This window comes from Streptomyces auratus (assembly GCF_050433025.1).
GTDB lineage: Bacteria > Actinomycetota > Actinomycetes > Streptomycetales > Streptomycetaceae > Streptomyces > Streptomyces sioyaensis.
The window spans coordinates 232,253-252,035 of record NZ_JBNGCB010000001.1; the positions used below are offsets into that span (position 1 = coordinate 232,253).

Consider the following 19,783-nt stretch of genomic DNA (forward strand, 5'->3'; position numbering starts at 1 on the left):
ACGAGCGCTGGCCTTCCTGCTCAGGCGCCCGGCCGGCGCTCAGCGGTAGGGGCTCCAGCCGCCGAAGCGGGCCATCAGCTTCCGGGCCGCGTCCTCATCCAGACCGAGGGCGGCGGCGGCCCGCTCGGCTGTCGTATCCCGCCGGGCCTCGTGGGCCGGCCAGTACCCGACCTGTACGGCGGTCACCTCCAGCCCGCGGGCTGCCCGCACGGCCGCCAGCGGTGAGGTCTTCGCCAGCTTCTCGATCTCCTCCTGCAGCTGGGCCAGCAAGGAAGTGACCGCCTCCGACAAGGGAATGGCCGACTGCTCCACCTCGGCGGCGTGCGGGTCCCAGCCCTCCAGGCAGATGTCCGCCGTCCCGTCAGCCGCCTCGGTCAGCTTCCGCTCGCCGATCGCGTCCCAGTCCAGTCGGTGCTCCGGGCCATTCCAGCCGCAGGAGCACACCGCGCGCAGTGCGGCCGCCCGCGGTCCGTGCGCGGACCCGCCGTCATAGACGCTCCATTGCGACACCGATTGTCCGCCCGCACTGGAGCTCGCCCCGAAGAAGACGGGGGCCGGAACGGAACCGTCGGCCAGGAGCACACCGACCGCACCCTCGTGGGAAGAGCCGAACTCCTCCGTCATCCACGTCTCCCGCTCACCCACGGCACCCCTCCAGCTGCTCTACCCGCACCCAAGCCGCCCTCGGCCGAGGCGCCGAAGACGACAATGCCGCGCTGCCTTCCCCACGGCGGGCGCCCTGGTGTGACCCGATGAGTCCCTCGGCGGTCAGGGCCGCGACGGCTGGCGGACCGTGCCGCGCGAAACGCCGTAGTGAGCCGCGAGTTCGGTCTCCGCGGGAGCAGACTGCCCGCGCTGCAGTCCTCTCGGTCGATCGCCCGCCTCAGCTCTTCGGCGATCTCCTCGTGTCGTGCCGCCAATCTTCCTCTCGCGCGCGGAGTTGTGCGCAAAGTGTGGAGCGCGGTCAGCCTGGAGGAGGCGCCGTGATGACCCGTGCGAGCTGCCATTGTGAGCGAATCGGAGTCACTACTTTTACCCATGTTTACCGGACGGACACCATAGTTGGGCCTAATGAGGCCCCACTTGTTCGGACACGTCGTCGGACAAGTGCTCACCCCCACGTACATCCCCTGTGTGGCCCCGCATGAATCCCCTCAAACCTCTTGCGTACCCCTGGAGAGTCCGTGATCGTGTTCCTGCCGAGGACCGCCGTCCTCACCGGCGTCCTCGCCGTCGCCGCCGCATTCGCCCTCAGCGCCTGTAGCGCGGGCCCCGACGCCTCGACCGGCGGCGGAGAGAACGCGGCCACCGCGACCACGGCCGAGGCCTTCGGTGGCATCAACGCCCTGGCCGCGGCGGCCAAGCAGGAGGGCACGCTGCACGCGATCGCGCTCCCCCGCGACTGGGCCAACTACGGCGCCCTGATCGACGGCTTCAAGAAGAAGTACGGCATCAAGGTCGAGGTCGAGAACCCGAGTGGCGCCAGCCAGGACGAGATCAGCGCGGTCACCTCGCGCACGGGCCAGGACAACGCGCCCGACGTCCTCGACCTCGGCAGCTCCTTCGCGCAGAGTGCCGCTCAGGACGGGCTGCTCGCGCCGTACATGGTCGCCGGTTTCGCTGACATCCCCGATGTGCAGAGGGACTCGATCGGCCGCTGGGCGAACGACTACGGCGGCTATATCTCCTTCGGCTGCAACGCCAAGCGTGTGCACACCTGCCCGACCAGCTTCAAGGAGCTGCTCCAGCCGCAGTACAAGGGGCAGGTCGCGCTCAACGGCAACCCCACCAAGTCGGGTTCGGCCTTCGCCGCCGTGTACGCGGCCGCCCTCGCCAACGGGGGCTCCTTCGAAGACATCCAGCCCGGCGTGGACTTCTTCGCCAAGCTGAAGAAATGCGGCAATTTCACGTCCGTCGAATCCACCCCGGCCACCGTCGAGAAGGGCAAGACGCCGATCAGCATCGACTGGGACTACCTCAACGCCGGGTACACCAATGAATTCAAGTCCAAGGGCCTCGACTGGACCGTCGCGGTCCCCTCGGACGGCAAGTTCTCCCAGTACTACTCGCAGGCCATCAACAAGGACGCACCGCACCCCGCGGCCGCGCGCCTGTGGCAGGAGTACCTCTACAGCGCCGAGGGCCAGAACCTCAGGCTCAAGGGATACGCCCGCCCGGCCCTGATGACCGCCATGAAGAAGGCCGGCACGCTCGACAAGACCGCGGCCGCGAAGCTGCCGAAGGTCTCCGGCACGCCGAGCTTCCCGACCGAGACCCAGCAGAGCAATGCCAAGACCGTCATCGCCCAGAGCTGGGGCGATGCCACTTCCGGATGACCGCGACTCGTACCAGCGCCGACGTGGTACCGACGAATCTCCGCGATCGGTCCACCGGCCCGCGGCTGCAGCCCGCTGAGCACGTCGCCGTGACCGGCACCGCGGCCTACGGCAAGAGCCCGCATGCCCACCTCGTTGCCCCCCGCGGCCGCTACCCGTAGCGCAGGCAGCGAGCCTTCTCCTACGTTCCGGCCCCGTAACGCGGCGGCAGGAACCGCCGCGTCACCACCCGTGACCTCGTGCCGCTCCCCCGCCGCGAGGCCCTCTGGCGAGGAGGGCCGAGGCCCTGAAGGCTCGCGTCATATCCCTCGCGCACAAGCACCCGCTTACCCCTCGCTGTGACGCGTCTCATGCAGTGATCTCCCGGGCCGCCGACGTGCGATGGCCGGGGACCGAACGGGCCGTGATCCCGGGGAAGTTGGCCCTGGGCTCGTGGTCTGCCGGGGTCGGTCTTGCGTGGTGTTCGTGCAGCTCAGTGGCGTTCCCGCTAGGTGGCCGGAAATAAAGTGGTCGGCGGCAGACGACAGCGGCCCCTCCTACAGCGCGGGGCATGCGCGACACCAGGACGGACGACACTTCCCCATGGACATGAGCGCCGGCGAGCGCAAGGGGCTCAGCCTCTTCGCCCTCATCATGATCGGCATCGGTTCGATCTTCGGCTCCGGCTGGCTCTTCGGGGCCGGCTCCGCCGCCCAGGTGGCGGGCCCTGCGGCGCTGGTCGCCTGGGTGATCGGCGTCGTCTTCATCGGCCTGATCGCGATGTCGTACGCGGAGGTCGGTTCGGCCTACCCGATACCCGGCGGCATGGCCCGCTACGGGCACCTCTCGCACGGCCCGGTCCTCGGCTTCCTCACCGGCTGGGCAGTGTGGATCGCGACCGCCTCACTGGTCCCGATCGAGTCGATCGCGGCCACCCAGTACATGACGTCCTGGAGCTTCGGCTGGGCGAAGGGCCTGGTCGATCCGGCCACCCACCAGCTGACCCTCTCCGGCACGGCGATGTCGCTGGTCCTGACCCTCGCGCTCTGGCTGACCTGCTTCTGGTCCGTCCAGTTGCTGGCCCGCGCCAACACCGTGCTCACCCTGGTCAAGTTCGCCATCCCGGTGCTGGCGGTGCTCGCCCTGGTCGGGTCCGGCTTCCACACCTCGAACTTCACCGCCCAGGGCGGCTTCGCCCCGTACGGCTGGTCGGCCGTGCTCACCGCCGTCACCACCTGCGGTGTGGTCTTCGCCTTCAACGGCTTCCAGGCCGTGGTCAACCTCGGCGGGGCCGCGAAGAACCCGGGCCGGGCCATCCCGGTCGCCCTGGTCGGTGCGCTCGCACTCGGCCTGGTGATCTACCTGGCGCTGCAGGCCGCGTACCTGGGGTCGGTGCCGCCCGAGCTGCTGGCGCGGTCCGGCGGGTGGCAGGGCGTGAACCTCAATTCGCCGTTCGCCGACCTGGCGGGGCTGCTGATGCTCCACTGGGTGGTCACCATGCTGCAGTTCGGCGCGTTCATCTCGCCGGCCGGGTCCAACATCGCCAATGTCGCCTCGGCCGCGTACATGGTCACCAACCTCGCCGAGACCGGGTTCTTCCCCCGGAAGCTGGCGGCCGTGCACCCCCGCTACGGCACCGCCCGCCCCGCGATGTGGCTCAACCTCGGCTTCTCCGTCGTGCTGCTGCTCACCGTCGGCCGCAGCTGGCAGGCGCTGGCCGGCGTGGTGTCGGCGGCCATGGTCATCTCGTATCTGATCGGCCCGATCGCGGTGGGGGTGCTGCGGCGGACCCGCCCGGAGCTGCCCCGTCCCTTCCGGCTGCCGGCCGCCGGGGTGCTGTGCCCGGTCACCTTCGCCTTCGCCGCCTGCGCGCTGTACTGGTCGAAGTGGCCGGAGACCGGAAAGATCACCGTGCTGACGCTGGTGGCCGCACCGGTCGCGGCGCTGGTGCTGTGGCGCCGGGGCGAGCGGCGGCTTCTGCGGCAGTTCGCGCCGGCCTGGTGGATGATCGCCTTCCTGGTGTGGACGGCCGCGGTGTCCGCCCTGGGCGGCGAGGAGTTCGGCGGCCGGGACGTCCTCCCCGGCGTGCTCGGCACCGCCCTGATCGCGGTCACCGCCCCGGTCTTCTACTTCTGGGCGGTGCGGTCCGGAGTCAAGGCCCACGAACGGGGCCTGACCAGCGCCCCGTCCCCCGCCGAAGCCGCCCCGGCACCCACCGCCACCCCCGACGACGCACGCCCGATGGCCTCCGTCTGAGGGCACCTCGCCAGGTTCGGGTTACGACGCGCGACAGCCGGCGCAGAACCTCCCCTCCCCCAGCTCCACCGCCCCTCACCAGTGCCGCATCAGGCATCCTTCGCCCTGTTGTTGGCCGGCGGTGCCAGCTCGGCTGAGGGGCGGTTTACTCGGCATCGAGCTGGTGGTCGGCCCAGACGTAGGTTTCGGGGAGCAAGTCGGTGACAGGGACGGTTCGGACGTGGTCGCCCTCGCCGACGATGACCTTCAGCGCGGGGAAGTAGTCGAAAAGGACCTGACGGCACCGGCCGCACGGCGGAACGACACCCCGGTCGCGGTCGCCCACGGCGACGATCGTGTCCAGCTCGTAGGCGCCCTGGGCGGCTGCCGCGCCGATGAGGACCAACTCGGCGCAGGGGCCTCCCGTGAAGTGGTAGGCGTTCACCGCCGTGACGATCCGGCCGTCCTGAGCGCGGGCCGCGGCCGCCATGGTGTGGTTGTCGCCCCGGCAGCGAGTGCGAGCGACGTGCGCCGCGGCCCGGATGAGTTCGTGGTCGACGTGGTGGGTCTGCGTGGTCATCTTCTCTGCCTTCATCAGGTGTCAGGCGACGTTGACCCGAGTGACGAGGGTGTGCAAGCGAATATCGGTGGTGGTGTGCTTGTTCCGCCACATGATGTAGCGGCGGACAAGCTGCGCTGTTCCTTGTGGCCGGCGTGGCCGGATGCCGTCCGACGTGAAGTAGCGGAGGGCTGTGAACTGGGCCTGGCCTCGATGCGGTTCGGCCACGAGCTATTGGTCGGGTGTCGGCGAACTCGACGTTGCCGGCCGCGGCCCGGTCGCCGACCCGGAAAGCGCACCGCCGCCACCGCCTAGAAGGCAAACACCACGACGCCGAGTGCCCCCTCCAAGGCCATTTCGGACGGCGAAGCCACCGCAGGCACTCCTCCCCAGCCGAATGTCGCCACGAAGCTTGGATACATCCGCGCACTGACCGGCATCGACCCGGACATCGTCCACGGCAGGGAGGACAAGGCCGTCGACCGCGGGCTCAACCAGTGCCAAACGATCCACCACTTCCCCAAGGACAAGCCGAAGCAGACGAAAATGGCGGAGATGCGGTTCACCTCGCCCAGCCACCCCGAGGGGTTCGGAGGGGGGCGGCGAAGGCTGTCGTACCGCGGCCGGCACCAGCCGCGTCGGGCGTACGCGGTCTCCAAAGTCGGGCGCGGGCCCGCGCTTACCTATCCGGCGAGGTTGAGGTGGTGCGGGCGGGTGATGCCGCGTGACGAGGGTCAGGTGGTGGCCAGCAGGATGTCCTCGCCGCTTGACGGGCGGAGTCCGTCGGTGCGATCGGCGAAGTAGCGGTGGGCGAGCGAAGCTCCCGACAGGTGTCGGGCGTCTTTGAAGCCGGCTTCGCGGGCCAGTTCCAGCATCTCGGGCGGGGTGTAGAAGCTGATGAACGGCGTTCCGGATGCCTGCGCGCCTTCCTTGCTCGCTCGGAGGCCGGGGCGGTCGGCGTCGTCGAGGAGTTCGGTCGGCAGGAGGAAGGTCATGGCGAGCGTCGAGCCGGGGGCGAGCCCGGCGATCTGACGCAGGGTGGCCGCTGTGGCGTCCTTGGTGAGGTACATGGAGACGCCGGTGGAGACGATGGCCGCCGGCCGGGTGGAATCGAAGCCGGCAGCGGCCAGCTGCGTCAGCCAGTCTTCGCTCGCCTCGAAGTCGACCGGCACCAGGTGCAGCCAGTCGGGGATGCCGTAGCCGAGTTCGACCAGGCGACGGCGCTTCCAGGCCTGCGGGCCGGGCTGGTCGACCTCGAAGACCCGTAGGAGGGAGGCGACCTCCGGCCTGCGTTGGGCGAAGGTGTCCAGGCCGGCTCCCAGGATCACGTACTGGGTGACGCTCTGGTCGGCCTGTTCAGCGATCAGATCCTCGATGAAGCGCGAGCGGGCCACCATGGCCGCCCGGAACGCGCTGGTGGTGCGCGGGTCCATGTCGGGGCGGCGGCGCCAGTCATCGCCGGGGGCCGCCAGTTGCAGGCCGATCTCGTCCTCGAGCACGTGCGGCGGCGGGTCGACCTGGACGTGCATGGCCCGCCAGAGGGCGGTCCGCACCGCGGTGTTGTCCGGTGCCTCGGTCTGCTCGTCTGCCATGGTGTTCCCCTTTCGTTGTGGTCAGTTCTTGGCGGGAGCTTGGAGGCTCCACAGGCGCCCGTCGGGGTCGCGAACGGTCATCTCCTTGGTCCCGTAATGGGTGTCCTCGAACGGCGTGACCACCTCGACGGCAGGATCGGGAGGGAACGTGTCTGCGTCCGGCACCTTCAGCACGATCTGCGTCTGGGGCTCTCGGTCCTCAGGGATCTCGGCGATGAAGATGCGCGGCCCGTCGCCGTTGCGGAGCTGGCCGGAGTTGTGGTCGGTCGAGAACTCCAACTCGTAACCCAGTGTCTGGAAGAACTTCGCCGCCTTACCCCAGTTGTGGGTCGTCAGGAACACGGCCTCGATTCCTTCGGTCGCCATGTCAGGTCTCCTTCTCAGTCGATTGCTGTGTGTGCTCATGGGCGTCGTCGAGGTAGGTGCGCAGCGCGTCAGCGACCAACGCCGACAACGACATGCCCGACTCGATGGCGCGGTACTTGACCTGCTTGATCAGCTCGATCGGCAGGTACACATTGAACTGTTTGACTTCCTTATCACCCACGAGGCGATGCTAGCATACTAGCAAGCTATTGTGGACGGAGCGGGCCCTGCTCAAGGGCTTCCGTGCCGTAGCCACCCGCTTCGACGAGAGGGCGTACATTTCCCACGGCACCGTGACCCTTGCAGCCATTCGGCTCTGGCGTCGTTCATGACCTGCTGGGCAGTCCTTAGCGGACTTACAGCGGTGAGGGCGTCGGCGTTGTGCGCACTCTTGCCGTCGTCGCCTCAAGTCCGCGCAGGCCAAGGGCGGTTACCGCGAGGCCGTGGCTTGGGCCCGCTTCGGGTAGGGGCCGCCCGCTCAATTTTCGTTGCCTCGTGCGCCTGGTGATGCTGGAGTGAGCGGATGGATCAGGAAACCATGCTTGCGGTCTTCGATCGCGAGATGCGACAGGGCATCCGGGCCGATGGGCCCGGAGCCCGGGTAGAGCGGGTGGGCGGCGTCGTTCGCCATGTCGGCGCAGACGCCGACAGCTGGAACGGAATCGTCTGGTCGGATCTGGACGAAGCCACTGCAGACGCCGCGGTCGCGGAACAGGTCGAGTACTTCACCTCACTCGGGCGCGGGTTCGAGTGGAAGCTGTACGGGCACGACCGGCCGGCCGACCTACCCGGACGGCTGCGGGCAGCGGGTTTCGTACCCGAGCCCGAGGAGACGCTGATGGTCGCCGACATCAAAGATCTGCCCACGAGCGTTGAACTACCCGAGGGTGTTCGCCTGCTCCCGGTGACCGATGCTGCCGGGGTCGAGCTCGCGGTGGCCGCGCAGGAGCGGGCGTTCGGCGAAGCGCGGCCGTACCACCGGCAGCTGTTGCTCGACCAGTTGGCCGCCGGCTTGCCTCCCGCGGTCGTCGCCATGGCCGGTGACGTGCCGGTGAGCGCCGCACGGATGGAGCTGCACCCGGGTACGTCCTTCGCGAGCCTGTGGGGCGGGGGCACCGTGCCAGAGTGGCGCGGCCGGGGCGTCTACCGGGCCTTGGTCGCCTTCCGCACCCGCATCGCAGCCGAACACGGCTACCGCCACCTCCAGGTCGACGCGTCCGATCAGAGCCGTCCGATCCTGCGACGCCTCGGGTTCGTACCGCTGGCCACCACCACGCCGTACGTACGCGCTGACCCCACCCAGAACGCGGCATCGGCCGACCGGGCTCAGCGCCGCGAGGACGACGAGGCCGCCGGTGACCGCGAGACTGGTCAGCACCGCCGGGAAAGCAGCCCATGTCCTGCCTGGCGCGGCCTGAGAGGATCGTCGGACACGTCGTAATACTGCAACCACATCTGGCGTGACGGACGGCGTGAGCAACTCCGGGTACCTGCGGAATGGATGGCGGTGTCAGACCATCAGCGCAGCGGCCTGCTGACGTGCCTGGCGCAGCCAGGATGCGCGCAAGTCGTCGGCCGAGTCGGTGACCGTACGGAAGACGATTCGGCGGACATCGGCGACGGCGTGGTTGAAGCTGCCCGGACACGGGTGCGCGAGGTAGACCCCGATGCGCATGGTTCCTCCCTGATCGATGGCGGGTGTGGCGAAGGAGCTACGAGCAGAAGGTCGTACACCGCGGGTGAACGGCGTAACCAAAGGGCGGCCAGAGGGGGCAAGAGGCTTTCGGCGGCACCTGCCACATCGAGGCGAGCAGTATCAGTAGGTCAAGTGCCCTACCTTCGCTACGGGTTACTGATAGCGCGTCAGTAAATGGCTTACGGGTGAGTAGTGAGTCCGCTGCCCCCAGGATCAGACGCCCCTTCAGGCCCAGTTGCCACACCCTGCGCCTTCGAGCAGTATGGCGATCAGGAGGTGGGCGATGAAGAAGCAACGCGGTACCGGCAGGGCCGCACCACGGGCCTCAGAGGTCCATGTCCACGCGACGACGGCTGAAATCGCCGTACGACTCCGCTACGTCTGCCGGCGCCACACAGGCCGCAAGCACCACACCGAGGAGCCGCTCAACCCGGCCAGGCTCGCCCACCTCTCCGGTCTCTCCCCACGCAACCTGACGTCGGCTGCTCGTGCCGAGGCGCCAACCTCACCATCGGGACCCTGATGAAGGTCGCGCGCGGTCTCGGCGTCCTCTGCAGTGCGTACTTCGTCCAGGACCAGCGTGTTATCCGGCCCCGAGCCATCGACAGACTCCAGGTGACCTCAACACCCCATGGTGCGCCCCACATTACCCAGCACGGGCCGGCCCGGCAGCGTCCGGCGGCCGATGCCCGGAGCAGATCAATAGACAGCCAAGAAGGTTGGCTATGTATGACGTACAGGACGTCTACTTCCATCGGTGTCCGAGCGAGGAGCGAGGCGGCACCATGACAACACGGCAGGTCCGCAAACGGTGCCAGGCGCTCGTCAGCGCGCTCGACCTCCCCAGGCCGTTCTCCGTCGAGGCTCTCATCCACGAGCTGTCGGTGCGGCGGGGCCGACCCATCCTGATCCACACCGTCTCGCTCGGCTCCTCCCTCAACGCCTGCGGGCTGTGGATCGCCACCGAGGGCAGCGACAACATCTATGTCGAGGAGAAGACCACCAAGTTCCACCAGGAACACATCATTCTCCATGAGATCGGGCACATCCTGTGCGATCACAGCATCACTGACCAGGAGAACCAAGGCGCCCTGAGCACACTGCTGCCCAGCATCAGCCCCGAGTTGATCAGCCGGCTGCTGGCTCGTACCAACTACACCACCGAGCAAGAACAGGAAGCCGAACTCGTTGCCAGCCTGATCCACGCCGCCGCAGGGATACTCACGCCCTCGCCGTCGACAGGTGTGCGCGGCGCGCTCGAAGCCGCCCTCGGGATCCGCGAGTAGGAGCCATGCACCCACCTTCCCTCTATGTACTGGGCGAACGCGTCGAGCTCCTGGGCGCACTGGCACTGTGGTTGGTCATCATCCTCCGCTGGCCCACGGCACGCCGCTCTCACCAGCAGAAGATGCTGCTGATCGCCGTCATCGGGATCGCCGGGTCGATCACCGTCTATCTCGACCCCGTGACCGCGGTCCTGAACAGCACCTTCACCTTCGCCGAGAGCTGCGGCCTGTTCATGAACGCGTGGGGCGTTCTCAGCTCGGCCCTCATCCTCGACTTCGTCCTCGCGGCCATGTCCCGGCGCCACCCCTGGCTGATCTACGGCCCGATGGTCCTCACCATCGGCGCCCTGATCGTGCTCAACGACACCATCGCGCCGCACGCCGGCTGCGTCACCACTGAGGCCGTCCCGTGGTACAGCCCCTTCTGGTGGCTACTCGTCGCAGCCCACCTCGTCGGCACGATCCCGTGCGCCGTACTGTGTATGCGCTACGGCCGCCAGGCCCGCGACGACCGGCCCCTGCGCACCGGCCTCTTGCTGCTCGCCGCCGGCTTCACCTCGTCCTCCGTGTTCTGGGCCGTCGTCCTGGCCTTCCTCCTCGCCCGCCCTCCCTGGCTGGGCGCACTGTTCCCGCTCAATATCGGTGTCACGGCCTGGCTGATGACCGCCGGGGTCTGCATGCCGCTGGCCCTCACCATCCGCCGGACGGCCCGCAACACGAGCGCCCTGTGGCGCTTGCACCCCCTGTGGCGCGACCTTACCGAGGCCGTCCCGCACGTCACCCTGGAGAGACCGCACACCCGGGTCCGCGCGGTGCTCGGCGGCCCACAGGCGATCCACCTCCGGCTCTACCGCCAGGTCATCGAGATCCGCGACGTCCTGCTCATCCTGAAGGACTATGTGACGCCCGAGGTGATGGAACACGCCCGCCGCCACGTCACCTCCCAGGACCTGCCCGAAGAACAGATCGAGCCGGCGATCACCGCGTGTTGGCTGCGTGCCGCCCTCTTGGCCAAGACAGCCGCAGCCACACCCCAGCCAAATCCGCTCGCCACCGAACGGCCCACACACGACGACCTCCGCAGCGAAACCGACTTCCTGCTCGCCGTCCTCCGGGCCCGCACACTCCCCGTCGTACGCTCCTTCGAGCTACCGCCGGACGCGCGTACTCACCATGCCTCCGCCACCACCACGAAATAGGCGATGCCCATGAAGCCCATGACACAGCAGACTGCCAACACCCCCTACTCCACGGGCATGTTGAGCAATGACGCCCACCGCGAGCGTGATCGCTTGGATTCCATCCAACGCAGCGTCGACGCGTTCACCACCACCCTCCTCGATGGCCTTTCCATCGAAGCCTCCTGGAACTGCCTGGAACTGGGCGCGGGCGCCGGCTCCATCGCCTACTGGCTCGCCAACCGCTGCCCGCACGGACGCGTGGTCGCCGTCGACCTCGACACCCGCCATCTCGATGCGGGCCGGGCCGCGAACCTGGAGATCCAGGAAGCCGACATCACACACACGGACTTCGCCCCCGGCAGCTTCGACCTCATCCACGCCCGCTATCTGTTCTGCCACCTCGCAGAGCGCGACGAGATGATCGCGCGGGCCACCCGCTGGCTCTCCCCCGGTGGCTGGCTCCTCATCGAAGAGCCTTACCACCTGCCGGCCGAAACCTCACCCTTTCCCCTGGTCCGGCGCATCCTCGACGCCTATCAGCGCACCTACCGCGAGCACGGCGCCGACATGACCTGGGCCCGCGGCCTTCCCGCTCTCCTCGCCCGCAACGCCCTGACCGAGGTGGCCTACGCCGCAAACCCCGGCTGCATGGGCGGACTCGACAAGGACCGCTGGCTCCCCCTCATCACCCAGGCAGCCCCCGCCCTTCTCGCCGACGGGCTCGTCACCGAAGCCGACCTGGCAGAGTTCGCCACCCTGCTGAAGGACCCAGCGTTCATCGACATCCCGCAGTTCACTCTCTCCGCATGGGGCCGCCGTTCCGTGGAACCCGCGTACGCGCCCGTCTGAGCAGGGCTCGCACGGCGACTCCTCCACCCTGAGGCTCCTGAGGCCCTGAGGCTCCTGAGGCCCTGCGCATTTCAGCCGGGAGCCGTGCGTCCATCCACATGGGCACGACGGGGCTACGTCAGCCGGCATGGCCGCCGCCAAAGCACCTGCGACGGCCGGCTTCGTCGTTCGGCGCGCATGGCCTTCACCTGCGCGAGGCCGTCAGCACCCCTGCACCAGCCTTCGCCGGAACGGTCCACATATTTTCCGGCACAGCTGCGATCAACCGATGCGCTGCTCTCGGCGGTGCCGCGTGCGCAAGGCATGGGCCACCACGAGCAGCCATGCGCCGACGAGGAGAAGGTGCACCCGTTGCGCCACCCCGTGCCAGCCCGGGTATCCGAACAAGGGGCCGACGGTGGCGACCGCGGAAACCAGGGCGCACGGCAGGATGACGGGGCCCCAGCGGCGGATCGCAGGCAGGGGGGCGGCCTCGCGGCGCGCAGCGACGGTGAGCAGAAACATCGAGGCGAAAATGGCCGTATGCACGAGGGCGCTGGTCGTCGTGTGCATCGGATTGACCACCTCGCACCTTCGCTCCACCGAAGCCGCGCAACGCATCGGGAACAGTACATCCGTCACAGAGAACACACCGAAGGCGATCAACGACCACCAGCCGGCGCTGGACCACCGCCCCGACGCTCGGCGCAGTGCCCACAGGGCACCGGAAATGACGCTGACAGCAGCAGTGATCTCGATAAGGGCGAACAACGCATGGCAGGGCTGATCGGTGGCGTAGAGCTCGCTGACGTACGAGTGCCTGGCGTCCAGGCCTGTGGGCAGCACGAACGCCAGCAACCAGTCGTTGTAGAGCAACCCGGTCAGCGCCAGCAGCACCGCTGCCGGTACGTCGCGCGAAGCCCCGGAAGGGGTCGGCTTCCTCGTCTGGCGGCTTGGGACGGCAAGATGCACGGCTCTCCTTGTGCGCACTCAAGGCTCTATGGCGTCATTTCACACGATTCATGCCAGATCGCCGGAGTCGCCCCGCCTACAGGGCGCAACAACGATGCTGCGCGGGCCCTCACGACAGCCCTCCGCTCGTGCCGCTCCCGAGACGTTCTCCGGCTCAGGGAGTCCAGCTCCGGTGGTTCGGAACACTGATTTACGCGCGCGGATCGGCGCGGGCGGCGGGGGTCGCGGGTATCTCGCGTTCAGCCCCGGCGGGCGCGCCCTCGCGGTGAAGGTCGTACGACCCGACTACGCCCAGGACGAGGAGTTCCGGCGCCGCTTCCGGAAGGAGATCGAGGCCGCCCTGCGCGTCCAGGGCCTCTACACCGCACCGGTCGTCGACGCCGACAGCGAGGCGAAGCTGCCCTGGCCGGCCACCCCGTATGTGCCCCCGAGCAGATCCGCGGGCGCTCCGCCACTCCGGCCACGGACGTGTTCGCGCTCGGTAACCTCGCCGTGTTCGCCGCCACCGGACGCACCGCCTTCGGCGAGGGCAACCCGGACGCCCTGTTCTACCGGATTCTCACGAGCCCCCGGAGCTGGACGATTGTCCGCCCACGCTGCGCACCGCCGTCAAGCGGTGCCTCGCCAGGGACCCGAAGAAGCGGCCCGCCGTCAGCGAGTTGATGGAGTACGCGAGGAAGCAGACGGCCGGCGAGCCGCCGGCCGTCTCCGGCTGCTGGCTCTAGCTCGCTGGCCGTCAACCTCGACGCGGCAGCGGACGGCGCGGGCATGGCGCCCCCTGGTGGAGGCGCCCGCCGTCAGCCGGTTCCGGTCCTAGTTGCGGTACCGGTAGAGGATCCGGCCGCGCGTGAGGTCGTAGGGGCTGAGCTCCACGAGCACGCGGTCAAAGGGCAGGATCTTGATGTAGTTCTTCCGGATCTTCCCGCTGATGTGCGCGAGCACCTTGTGCCCGCTCTCCAGTTCCACCTGGAACGTGGCGTTGCGCAGGCACTCGACGACGGTGCCCTCGATCTCGATACCAGGGTTTGTCTTCGGCATCAGTGAAGTACGACCTCCAGGTTGCTGCCGGCGCGCTCGGCGCCGATGTTGTCGAACAGGGCCGTGGCCCCCGCGTTGCGTTCGGCGACTTCGGCCGATGCCGCCCGGACTCCGGAACGGTGCAGGGAACCCAGGACCTCGGCCAGGAGGGCCCGCGCGATGCCGCGGCGCTGCCAGTCGGCCCGGACCGCGACGAGGCCGATCCGCGGCTGCCGGGGCACCGGTGCCACCCGGAGCAGTCCCACGTACGCGCCGGACTCCGCCTCCCTCGCGACCGCGTACTTCGTCGGGTCCACCACGGTGGCGTCGTCAAGGCGTGGCAGGACTTCGGCAGGCATCTCCTGCCATCCGACGGAGGATTCGACCTCGGCCCGGATCGTGCGGTCCAGCTCGCGCAGGGGGTCCTTCTCCGCCGTGCCGAGGGGGAGGATCGTCACGCCCGACGGCGGCCGCGCCGCGCCGAGGCCCGTGGTCCGCGGGTCGGTGGGTACGAGGCACACCCACTCGCGGCGCCGGGTCGTGAAACCGAGGCGCTCCCAGTGGGACTTCAGGCCGAGATCGGACTCGTCGACCATCGTGTACAGCGGCCTCGGCAGGTCCGCGTCCGCCAGCATGGCACCGGCCAGCTGGTCGAACACCGCGTCGTGCCACGCGTCGACACTGACGAAGAGCCGGCCGTCGTGGCGGCGCCATGCCTCGCCGCGGCCGACGACCTGGTCGTCCTCCAGCGCGTGCCATTGGTGGTCGGCGACGCGCGCGATCACGGTCGGACTCAAAGATTTCTTGGGTTTCATAGGTCTCTGCCTTTCGGGAGTGCCTGGTCCAGGCGCTCCCGGCGACCTATGTCAATCGCCCGACCGTGACGATGAGGGGAGCACCCACATGCGTACAACGTTCATGGGTCTCACCTCCTCGGGCTGCATCACGGTTCGCGTCGGAGACTAGGCGCCGTGATGGTGATCCGTCCACACCATTAACGACGACGCCGGATCGCGGGGGTGTTTCCCCACGGCCCGGCGGCCGTCCGCCGCGAAGTCCACGAGGAAACCGGCCTGACCGTCACCGTCGACCGCATGCTGTGGCTCCGCGAATGCATCGGCGCCCACCACGACCACCCGGTGAGCGAAGCCAACACCCACCGCATCGAAGCGATCTTCCTGTGCGCCGGCTGGAGGGCCGAGATTTTCCAGCGAGCGCGGCGGCGCAACCTTCAGCAGAGTCGAGTCCGGAGCGTCGGTACGCTAGTTACTCTCAGTGGTCGCACGGAAACCTTTCGTGCGGTACTGAGATCTTCAGAGCCGTCCGACATGAAGGGCACTCCTGGCGATGACACCGAGATAAGTCGTGTGACCTCCTCATGACGAGATCGCTCCCGTCGACGTGAGGCGGGGGATCTGTCGCACAGGCTCAGTCGTGCCGCAGTGCGGGCTGGGGCGCGCCTGAGGCGGGAGGGCCGCTATGCCCCGGCGAGTTCGCGCACTGTTGCCATATCGCTGAAGGGCAGCAGTTTTTCACCGACGATCTGGTGCGGCTCGCTGCCTTTGCCGGCGATCAGGACGATATCGTCCGGGCCCGCGACGGACAGGGCGAAGGCGACGGCCCGACGGCGATCGGTGAAGCGTTCAAACGGTGTGCCGGTCGCCGCGATTCCTGGGGCGATCTGGTCCAGGATCGCCTGGGGGTCTTCGTTGCGGGGGTTATCGGAGGTGAGAACGCACAGGTCGGAGTGGGTCCCGGCGATCCTCCCCATGTCGGCTCGCTTGGTGGTGTCCCGGTCCCCGCCGCAGCCGAAGACGGTGATGACCTGGCCGCGGGCGAAGCCGCGGATGGTGGTCAGGACCTTGTCCAGGGAGTCCGGTGAGTGGGCGTAATCCACGATCACCGATGTGCCGCGCGGGGTCTCAAAGCGTTCGAACCGGCCCGGGACAGGAGGCATCCGCTCGAGCGCGGCGATCAGCCCGCCCACGTCGTGCCCCAGAAGGTGGCAGGCCGCCACCGTTGCCAGCGCGTTGGCCACCGAGAACCGGCCCGGGACGGGGATCGCCGCCGGATACTTGCGGCCGTCGTGGTGCAGGGTGAACCGCGTGCCGCAGGCGTCCACGGTGAGGTCGGTGGCCCGGTAGTCCGCCTCGGCGTCGAGGGCATACGTGGTCACCGCGCCGGGCATCAACGTCTGGATCCGAGCGCCCACAGGGTCGTCGGCGTTGACCACCGCGCGCCGGCACTGGCCCTGGAACAGGCGCAGCTTGGCGTCCCGGTAGTTCGCCATCGTTCCGTGATCGTCCAGATGATCCTGTGTCAGGTTGGTGAAGACCCCGACGTCGATGAATGAGCGGTCCACCCGGTGCGTCAGCAGGGCCATTGACGTAGCCTCCAGCACCACGCTGCCGGCCCCGCGGTCGCGCATGCACCCCAGCAGGTACTGCAGGTCCGGCGACTCCGGCGTGGTCAGCACCGAGGGTGGCATCGGGATCAGCTCGTCGCCGATCCGGCTGCCGGCTGTCCCGATGACCCCCACTTTCGCGCCCTCGGAGAGCCGCAGCACCGACTCGATCATGTACGACACCGACGTTTTCCCGTTGGTGCCGGTGATCGCCACCATGTCCATCTGCCGCCCCGGCTCGCCAAAATAGCGGGAGGCGACGACCGCGGCCGCCGTCCGGGTATCCGGCACCCGCACGGCACACACACCCGCCGCCGACGCCCACACCGACGCCGGAAGGTCCGCTTCCCCGCCGTCGACGAGTACCGCCGCCGCGCCGCGTGCAAGGGCCGGCCCGACGGAGCCGGGACCGCCTTCACGGTGGCGGGGCACCGCGATGAACAGCGCACCAGGTGTCACCCGGTCGGCGTCGAAGGTCGTTCCCGCCGTGATCCACGTCGTCTCCGGGTCGCCATGGAGAACGTGGTGGTCGTGCCCGGCAAGCAGCTCGCTCAGCCTCACAAAAATCCCTTTCGAAGGTGGCTCGGACCGGTTGTGCGGCCGTCGCCAGGCGGCAGCACCGGCGGAGCGCCGGAAGCTGCGGTGATGCCGTGGAGCAGGTGGCGGGACATGCCCGATGAGAGCCGGAAGCGAAAGCTCAGCCCGGCGGGCGAAGTCCTGCGGTGTTCGTGGAAGTGCGGCGGGCCGGGACATGGACCCGGGCAGGGCAGCTGAGGATCGCTAGCCGTGGCCGTGCAAAGCGCCGCGGCCGGTCTCCGGCGCGTCGGCATCAGCTGCGGTCGCCGGGCCCATGACCGCCGAACTCGCAACGGCTGGGCGCAGCGCACAGGAGGCCTGCTGCAGGCACTCCCTCACGGCATTTGTACGACCCATGGGCAGAGTGTACGTCCGGTCGAGCGGCTCGAAACCCGCATCCAGCGCGCCCGCCGGTCCGATGACCCGCTCGTCGCCGCCTGACAGCCCTGGCTGCGCCTCGGCACCGGCGTTGAGCCGGCACGGGACTTCTCCAGCGGATCAGCCACATACGGACAGCCCGTACGCCATACCCGGAGATGAGCGAGATACCACCTCAGATGCCCGGAGACCTCTGAGCGGGCGGTTCATGAGTTGAGGTCCGTTCCCCGGTGAGGTTGGGGCGGGGCTGCGCCTGGGCCGCGTCTTCCTGGACGTCCAGTGCTTCGAGCAGGGGCTGGATGTTCACGTGGCCACCGACTGCAGGTCGCGCCAGGTGGCGGTGTTCGCGTCGGTGAGACGGCGGACCGTGACGTGGGTCATCGCCCAGTAGACACGGGAGGCGGACGACGACGGGCGGTGTTCGTGGTCGCGGACCAGGCGCCGGTGCAGTATCAGGATCCCGTAGGTCTGCTCGACCCTCCACCGCTCCGGTTGCGGGACGAACCCCTTGTCCTGCGGGTTGCGTTCGACGGTATCGACACTGATGTCGAGGCGGTTGCCGTGCCGGGCGACCTGCTTGAAGCCCCGGTCGACCAGGCCAGGGCCTTGCGGACGGTGCCGCCGGTGTGGTCGGCGACCTGGTCCGGCAGAGCGATGCCCGCGGTGTTGTCGTGGGTGTTCGCGGCGAGGACGGTGACGGCGATGACCAAGCCAAGCACGTCCACTCACGAACCGCCCTCTGCCACCTGTCCTTCAGAGCGCGTTGCTGCTTGTGGCGGGCCGGTGGGAAGCGTTCTGTGCAGCGCTGAGGAGGTGGCGCAGGTGGAAGCCGTCCGTGGCTACGGCGCTGACGAGGACCGCGGGGCCTGCGAGCGGTGTCAGCACTGCCTGGCCGTCTTCCGGGGCGCCGCCGAACAGGCGGACTTCGGGGGAGCTTTCCTCGAAGGCCGGGTCGACGACCAGGAGTTGCCCGGTTGCGCGGTTGCCGGCGAGAACTGCCGGGCCGTCCCAGCCGGGTTCGCCCGGCCCGTAGGCGGCCTGTTGGTCCAGCAGCGTGCGCTCGTCGCATCGGACGGTGAGGCGTGTGGTCACGTGGCCGGGGGGTTCGCCGGTGCGTCCGAGGACTTGTTCCTCGCGCAGTACGAGCCGTGCGGTGGGGGCGAGATCGATGGTGCAGGTCTGGCGCAGGTCACTGCCGGCCGCGCAGATCAAGGGCTTGGGGAGCCAGTGGAGCTGTGCGTGTTCTCCTACGGTCAGGTGCACGTCGTAGGTGGCGTGTTCGGGGGTCGGGCCGCGCAGGGCGAGGGTCGCGGCGGCGGAGGTAACGTGGAGCGCCGCTCCGTGTTGGGCGGTGGCTTCGATCCGCAGCCGGTCGCCGCCGAGGGGGGCGGTCATGGCGCCGACGATGCAGACCCGTGCCTGGAGCCCGTGTGAGCGCAGGCGGCGCAGTTCGAAGGGGCCGTCGCCGTCGAGGATGGGGAGTGCGGTGGTGCCGCCCCTGGCGGCGGCCAGGATGCGAGCGGTGGCGCGTACCCCTACGGCGGTGCGGTCGGGTGCCGACGCGGCGTGCGGATGCGTGAGGGTCATGCGGGACCCGCGCTCCAGTCGGCGAGGCGTTCGCGGACCCAGTCGGCGACCGGCTTGATGCCGTAGTCGGTCTTGAGGGAGGTGAAGGCGACGGGCAGTTCGCCGCGCTGGGCCTTGGCGTCGCGGGCCATGCCCTCCAGGTCGGAGCCGACGTAGGGCGCGAGGTCGGTTTTGTTGATCACCAGGAGGTCGGCGGTGGTGACGCCGGGGCCGCCCTTGCGGGGGATGTCATCGCCGCCGGCGGTGTCGATGACGAAGATCTGCGCGTCGGCCAGGCCCTTGGAGAAGGTGGCGGTGAGGTTGTCGCCGCCCGACTCCACCAGCACCAGGTCGAGTGGTCCCACTGTCTCCTCCAGGTCCTCCACAGCCTCCAGGTTGGCGGAGATGTCGTCGCGGATGGCGGTGTGCGGGCAGGCGCCGGTCTCCACCGCAGTGATCCGCTCGGCGGGCAGTACGGCCTCGCGGAGCAGGAATTCGGCGTCCTCGCGGGTGTAGATGTCGTTGGTGACCACGGCGATGGACAGTTCGTCGCGCAGCGCACGGCACAGTGCGGCGACGGTGGCGGTCTTGCCTGAGCCGACCGGTCCGCCGAGGCCGATGCGCAGGGCGCGCCGGCGCCCGCTCCGCTGCGCTCCGCCTCGGCTCCCCTTCCGGTCCTTGGATGTCGAGCCGGGCCGTACCGGGTCGGCGGCGCTGAAGGTGTGGCGCTCAGGAAACGTCTCGCCATGGTCGCGGTGCATACGGGCTCCAGTCCTGCGTGAGGTGTATGGCGTTCTCGGGTTCCGGGGGTT

The 19,783-nt window shown here is 68.9% G+C and carries 19 protein-coding genes and 4 pseudogenes; 9 read left to right on the top strand and 14 right to left on the bottom strand.

From position 1 onward, the window contains the following. Nucleotides 1-39 precede the first annotated feature (39 nt). The gene (locus BKA18_RS01030) at nt 40-624 is read right to left on the bottom strand and encodes a hypothetical protein (protein WP_366043678.1); all 585 of its coding nucleotides are present in this window, start codon (nt 622-624) and stop codon (nt 40-42) included. A gap of 43 nt (nt 625-667) precedes the next feature. Then, nucleotides 668-920, bottom strand: a pseudogene (locus BKA18_RS01035) (GntR family transcriptional regulator); the annotation flags it as partial. A 264-nt stretch (nt 921-1,184) separates the two neighbouring features. Between BKA18_RS01035 and BKA18_RS01040 the strand changes: the two are divergent. The 3 genes from BKA18_RS01040 to BKA18_RS01050 all read left to right on the top strand — a co-directional run bounded on the left by BKA18_RS01040 (nt 1,185) and on the right by BKA18_RS01050 (nt 4,571). Beyond that, entirely contained in the window at nt 1,185-2,336 is a 1,152-nt protein-coding gene (locus BKA18_RS01040) for an ABC transporter substrate-binding protein (protein ID WP_366043679.1), read from the top strand. Beyond that, the gene (locus BKA18_RS01045) at nt 2,333-2,497 is read left to right on the top strand and encodes a hypothetical protein (protein WP_366043680.1); all 165 of its coding nucleotides are present in this window, start codon (nt 2,333-2,335) and stop codon (nt 2,495-2,497) included. The genes BKA18_RS01040 and BKA18_RS01045 overlap by 4 nt, the downstream gene beginning before the upstream one ends. A 421-nt stretch (nt 2,498-2,918) precedes the next feature. Beyond that, complete coding sequence (locus BKA18_RS01050; RefSeq protein ID WP_366043681.1) at nt 2,919-4,571, top strand: APC family permease; 1,653 nt, start codon at nt 2,919-2,921, stop codon at nt 4,569-4,571. Between the two features lie 145 nt (nt 4,572-4,716). Here the strand turns inward: BKA18_RS01050 and BKA18_RS01055 are convergent, their stop codons facing one another. From BKA18_RS01055 to BKA18_RS01070, 4 genes are all read right to left on the bottom strand, one after another. After that, nucleotides 4,717-5,130, bottom strand: a complete 414-nt coding sequence (locus tag BKA18_RS01055) for a cytidine deaminase family protein (protein WP_366043682.1) — start codon at nt 5,128-5,130, stop codon at nt 4,717-4,719. 713 nt (nt 5,131-5,843) lie between these two features. Further along, entirely contained in the window at nt 5,844-6,701 is an 858-nt protein-coding gene (locus BKA18_RS01060; RefSeq protein WP_366043683.1) for a class I SAM-dependent methyltransferase, read from the bottom strand. A gap of 21 nt (nt 6,702-6,722) precedes the next feature. Beyond that, nucleotides 6,723-7,067, bottom strand: a complete 345-nt coding sequence (locus BKA18_RS01065; RefSeq protein ID WP_366043684.1) for a VOC family protein — start codon at nt 7,065-7,067, stop codon at nt 6,723-6,725. 1 nt (nt 7,068) lies between these two features. Next, nucleotides 7,069-7,248, bottom strand: a complete 180-nt coding sequence (locus tag BKA18_RS01070; RefSeq protein WP_040901321.1) for a ribbon-helix-helix domain-containing protein — start codon at nt 7,246-7,248, stop codon at nt 7,069-7,071. Between the two features lie 49 nt (nt 7,249-7,297). Here BKA18_RS01070 and BKA18_RS01075 point away from each other — a divergent pair. After that, nucleotides 7,298-7,399: pseudogene (locus BKA18_RS01075) on the top strand (IS5/IS1182 family transposase); the annotation flags it as partial. A 191-nt stretch (nt 7,400-7,590) separates the two neighbouring features. After that, nucleotides 7,591-8,355, top strand: a pseudogene (locus BKA18_RS01080) (GNAT family N-acetyltransferase); the annotation flags it as partial. A gap of 222 nt (nt 8,356-8,577) precedes the next feature. On the opposite strand, the gene BKA18_RS01085 reads toward BKA18_RS01080, so the two are convergent. Beyond that, nucleotides 8,578-8,742 carry a hypothetical protein gene (locus tag BKA18_RS01085; RefSeq protein WP_366043686.1) on the bottom strand — a complete coding sequence of 55 codons (165 nt, stop codon included), beginning with the start codon at nt 8,740-8,742 and terminating at the stop codon, nt 8,578-8,580. A gap of 806 nt (nt 8,743-9,548) precedes the next feature. Between BKA18_RS01085 and BKA18_RS01090 the strand changes: the two genes are divergently transcribed. From BKA18_RS01090 to BKA18_RS01100, 3 genes are read left to right on the top strand one after another with little or no spacing between them, the layout of a single operon-like run. Then, complete coding sequence (locus BKA18_RS01090; protein WP_366043688.1) at nt 9,549-10,049, top strand: hypothetical protein; 501 nt, start codon at nt 9,549-9,551, stop codon at nt 10,047-10,049. Nucleotides 10,050-10,054: 5 nt separating this feature from the next. Next, nucleotides 10,055-11,248 carry an MAB_1171c family putative transporter gene (locus tag BKA18_RS01095; RefSeq protein ID WP_366043689.1) on the top strand — a complete coding sequence of 398 codons (1,194 nt, stop codon included), beginning with the start codon at nt 10,055-10,057 and terminating at the stop codon, nt 11,246-11,248. 18 nt (nt 11,249-11,266) lie between these two features. Continuing rightward, nucleotides 11,267-12,079, top strand: a complete 813-nt coding sequence (locus BKA18_RS01100) for a class I SAM-dependent methyltransferase (protein ID WP_366043690.1) — start codon at nt 11,267-11,269, stop codon at nt 12,077-12,079. 261 nt (nt 12,080-12,340) lie between these two features. Here BKA18_RS01100 and BKA18_RS01105 read toward each other — a convergent pair whose 3' ends face one another. The 3 genes from BKA18_RS01105 to BKA18_RS01115 form a co-directional block, all read right to left on the bottom strand. Then, nucleotides 12,341-13,030, bottom strand: a complete 690-nt coding sequence (locus BKA18_RS01105) for a DUF998 domain-containing protein (protein ID WP_366043691.1) — start codon at nt 13,028-13,030, stop codon at nt 12,341-12,343. An 813-nt stretch (nt 13,031-13,843) separates the two neighbouring features. Next, a complete protein-coding gene (infA, locus tag BKA18_RS01110; protein WP_006607078.1) occupies nt 13,844-14,068 on the bottom strand; it encodes a translation initiation factor IF-1 in 225 nt (74 codons plus the stop codon). Further along, nucleotides 14,068-14,862: a GNAT family N-acetyltransferase gene (locus BKA18_RS01115; protein WP_429638086.1), complete on the bottom strand. Its 795-nt coding sequence runs from the start codon at nt 14,860-14,862 to the stop codon at nt 14,068-14,070. Before BKA18_RS01115 ends, infA begins: the two co-directional genes overlap by 1 nt. A gap of 204 nt (nt 14,863-15,066) precedes the next feature. Between BKA18_RS01115 and BKA18_RS01120 the strand changes: the two genes are divergently transcribed. Then, on the top strand, nt 15,067-15,429 hold the full coding sequence (locus BKA18_RS01120) for an NUDIX hydrolase (protein WP_366043693.1): 363 nt from the start codon (nt 15,067-15,069) through the stop codon (nt 15,427-15,429). A gap of 95 nt (nt 15,430-15,524) precedes the next feature. Here BKA18_RS01120 and BKA18_RS01125 read toward each other — a convergent pair whose 3' ends face one another. The 4 genes and pseudogenes from BKA18_RS01125 to ureG form a co-directional block, all read right to left on the bottom strand. Continuing rightward, nucleotides 15,525-17,012, bottom strand: a complete 1,488-nt coding sequence (locus tag BKA18_RS01125; protein ID WP_366043888.1) for a UDP-N-acetylmuramoyl-L-alanyl-D-glutamate--2,6-diaminopimelate ligase — start codon at nt 17,010-17,012, stop codon at nt 15,525-15,527. A gap of 696 nt (nt 17,013-17,708) precedes the next feature. Next, nucleotides 17,709-18,130 (bottom strand): annotated as a pseudogene (locus BKA18_RS01130) (transposase family protein); the annotation flags it as partial. A 28-nt stretch (nt 18,131-18,158) separates the two neighbouring features. Next, on the bottom strand, nt 18,159-18,992 hold the full coding sequence (locus BKA18_RS01135; RefSeq protein WP_366043695.1) for an urease accessory protein UreD: 834 nt from the start codon (nt 18,990-18,992) through the stop codon (nt 18,159-18,161). Continuing rightward, complete coding sequence (gene ureG, locus BKA18_RS01140) at nt 18,989-19,732, bottom strand: urease accessory protein UreG (RefSeq protein WP_366043696.1); 744 nt, start codon at nt 19,730-19,732, stop codon at nt 18,989-18,991. The genes BKA18_RS01135 and ureG overlap by 4 nt, the downstream gene beginning before the upstream one ends. Nucleotides 19,733-19,783 lie beyond the last annotated feature (51 nt).

Bases quoted from the DNA above. Each gene is read 5' to 3' on its own strand.
- BKA18_RS01030 (WP_366043678.1), bottom strand. From the start codon at position 624: ATGACGGAGGAGTTCGGCTCTTCCCACGAGGGTGCGGTCGGTGTGCTC.
- BKA18_RS01115 (WP_429638086.1), bottom strand. From the start codon at position 14,862: ATGAAACCCAAGAAATCTTTGAGTCCGACCGTGATCGCGCGCGTCGCC.
- BKA18_RS01100 (WP_366043690.1), top strand. From the start codon at position 11,267: ATGACACAGCAGACTGCCAACACCCCCTACTCCACGGGCATGTTGAGC.
- BKA18_RS01135 (WP_366043695.1), bottom strand. From the start codon at position 18,992: ATGACCCTCACGCATCCGCACGCCGCGTCGGCACCCGACCGCACCGCC.
- BKA18_RS01050 (WP_366043681.1), top strand. From the start codon at position 2,919: ATGGACATGAGCGCCGGCGAGCGCAAGGGGCTCAGCCTCTTCGCCCTC.
- BKA18_RS01095 (WP_366043689.1), top strand. From the start codon at position 10,055: ATGCACCCACCTTCCCTCTATGTACTGGGCGAACGCGTCGAGCTCCTG.
- BKA18_RS01060 (WP_366043683.1), bottom strand. From the start codon at position 6,701: ATGGCAGACGAGCAGACCGAGGCACCGGACAACACCGCGGTGCGGACC.
- infA (WP_006607078.1), bottom strand. From the start codon at position 14,068: ATGCCGAAGACAAACCCTGGTATCGAGATCGAGGGCACCGTCGTCGAG.
- BKA18_RS01065 (WP_366043684.1), bottom strand. From the start codon at position 7,067: ATGGCGACCGAAGGAATCGAGGCCGTGTTCCTGACGACCCACAACTGG.
- BKA18_RS01055 (WP_366043682.1), bottom strand. From the start codon at position 5,130: ATGACCACGCAGACCCACCACGTCGACCACGAACTCATCCGGGCCGCG.
- ureG (WP_366043696.1), bottom strand. From the start codon at position 19,732: ATGCACCGCGACCATGGCGAGACGTTTCCTGAGCGCCACACCTTCAGC.
- BKA18_RS01090 (WP_366043688.1), top strand. From the start codon at position 9,549: ATGACAACACGGCAGGTCCGCAAACGGTGCCAGGCGCTCGTCAGCGCG.
- BKA18_RS01045 (WP_366043680.1), top strand. From the start codon at position 2,333: ATGACCGCGACTCGTACCAGCGCCGACGTGGTACCGACGAATCTCCGC.
- BKA18_RS01085 (WP_366043686.1), bottom strand. From the start codon at position 8,742: ATGCGCATCGGGGTCTACCTCGCGCACCCGTGTCCGGGCAGCTTCAAC.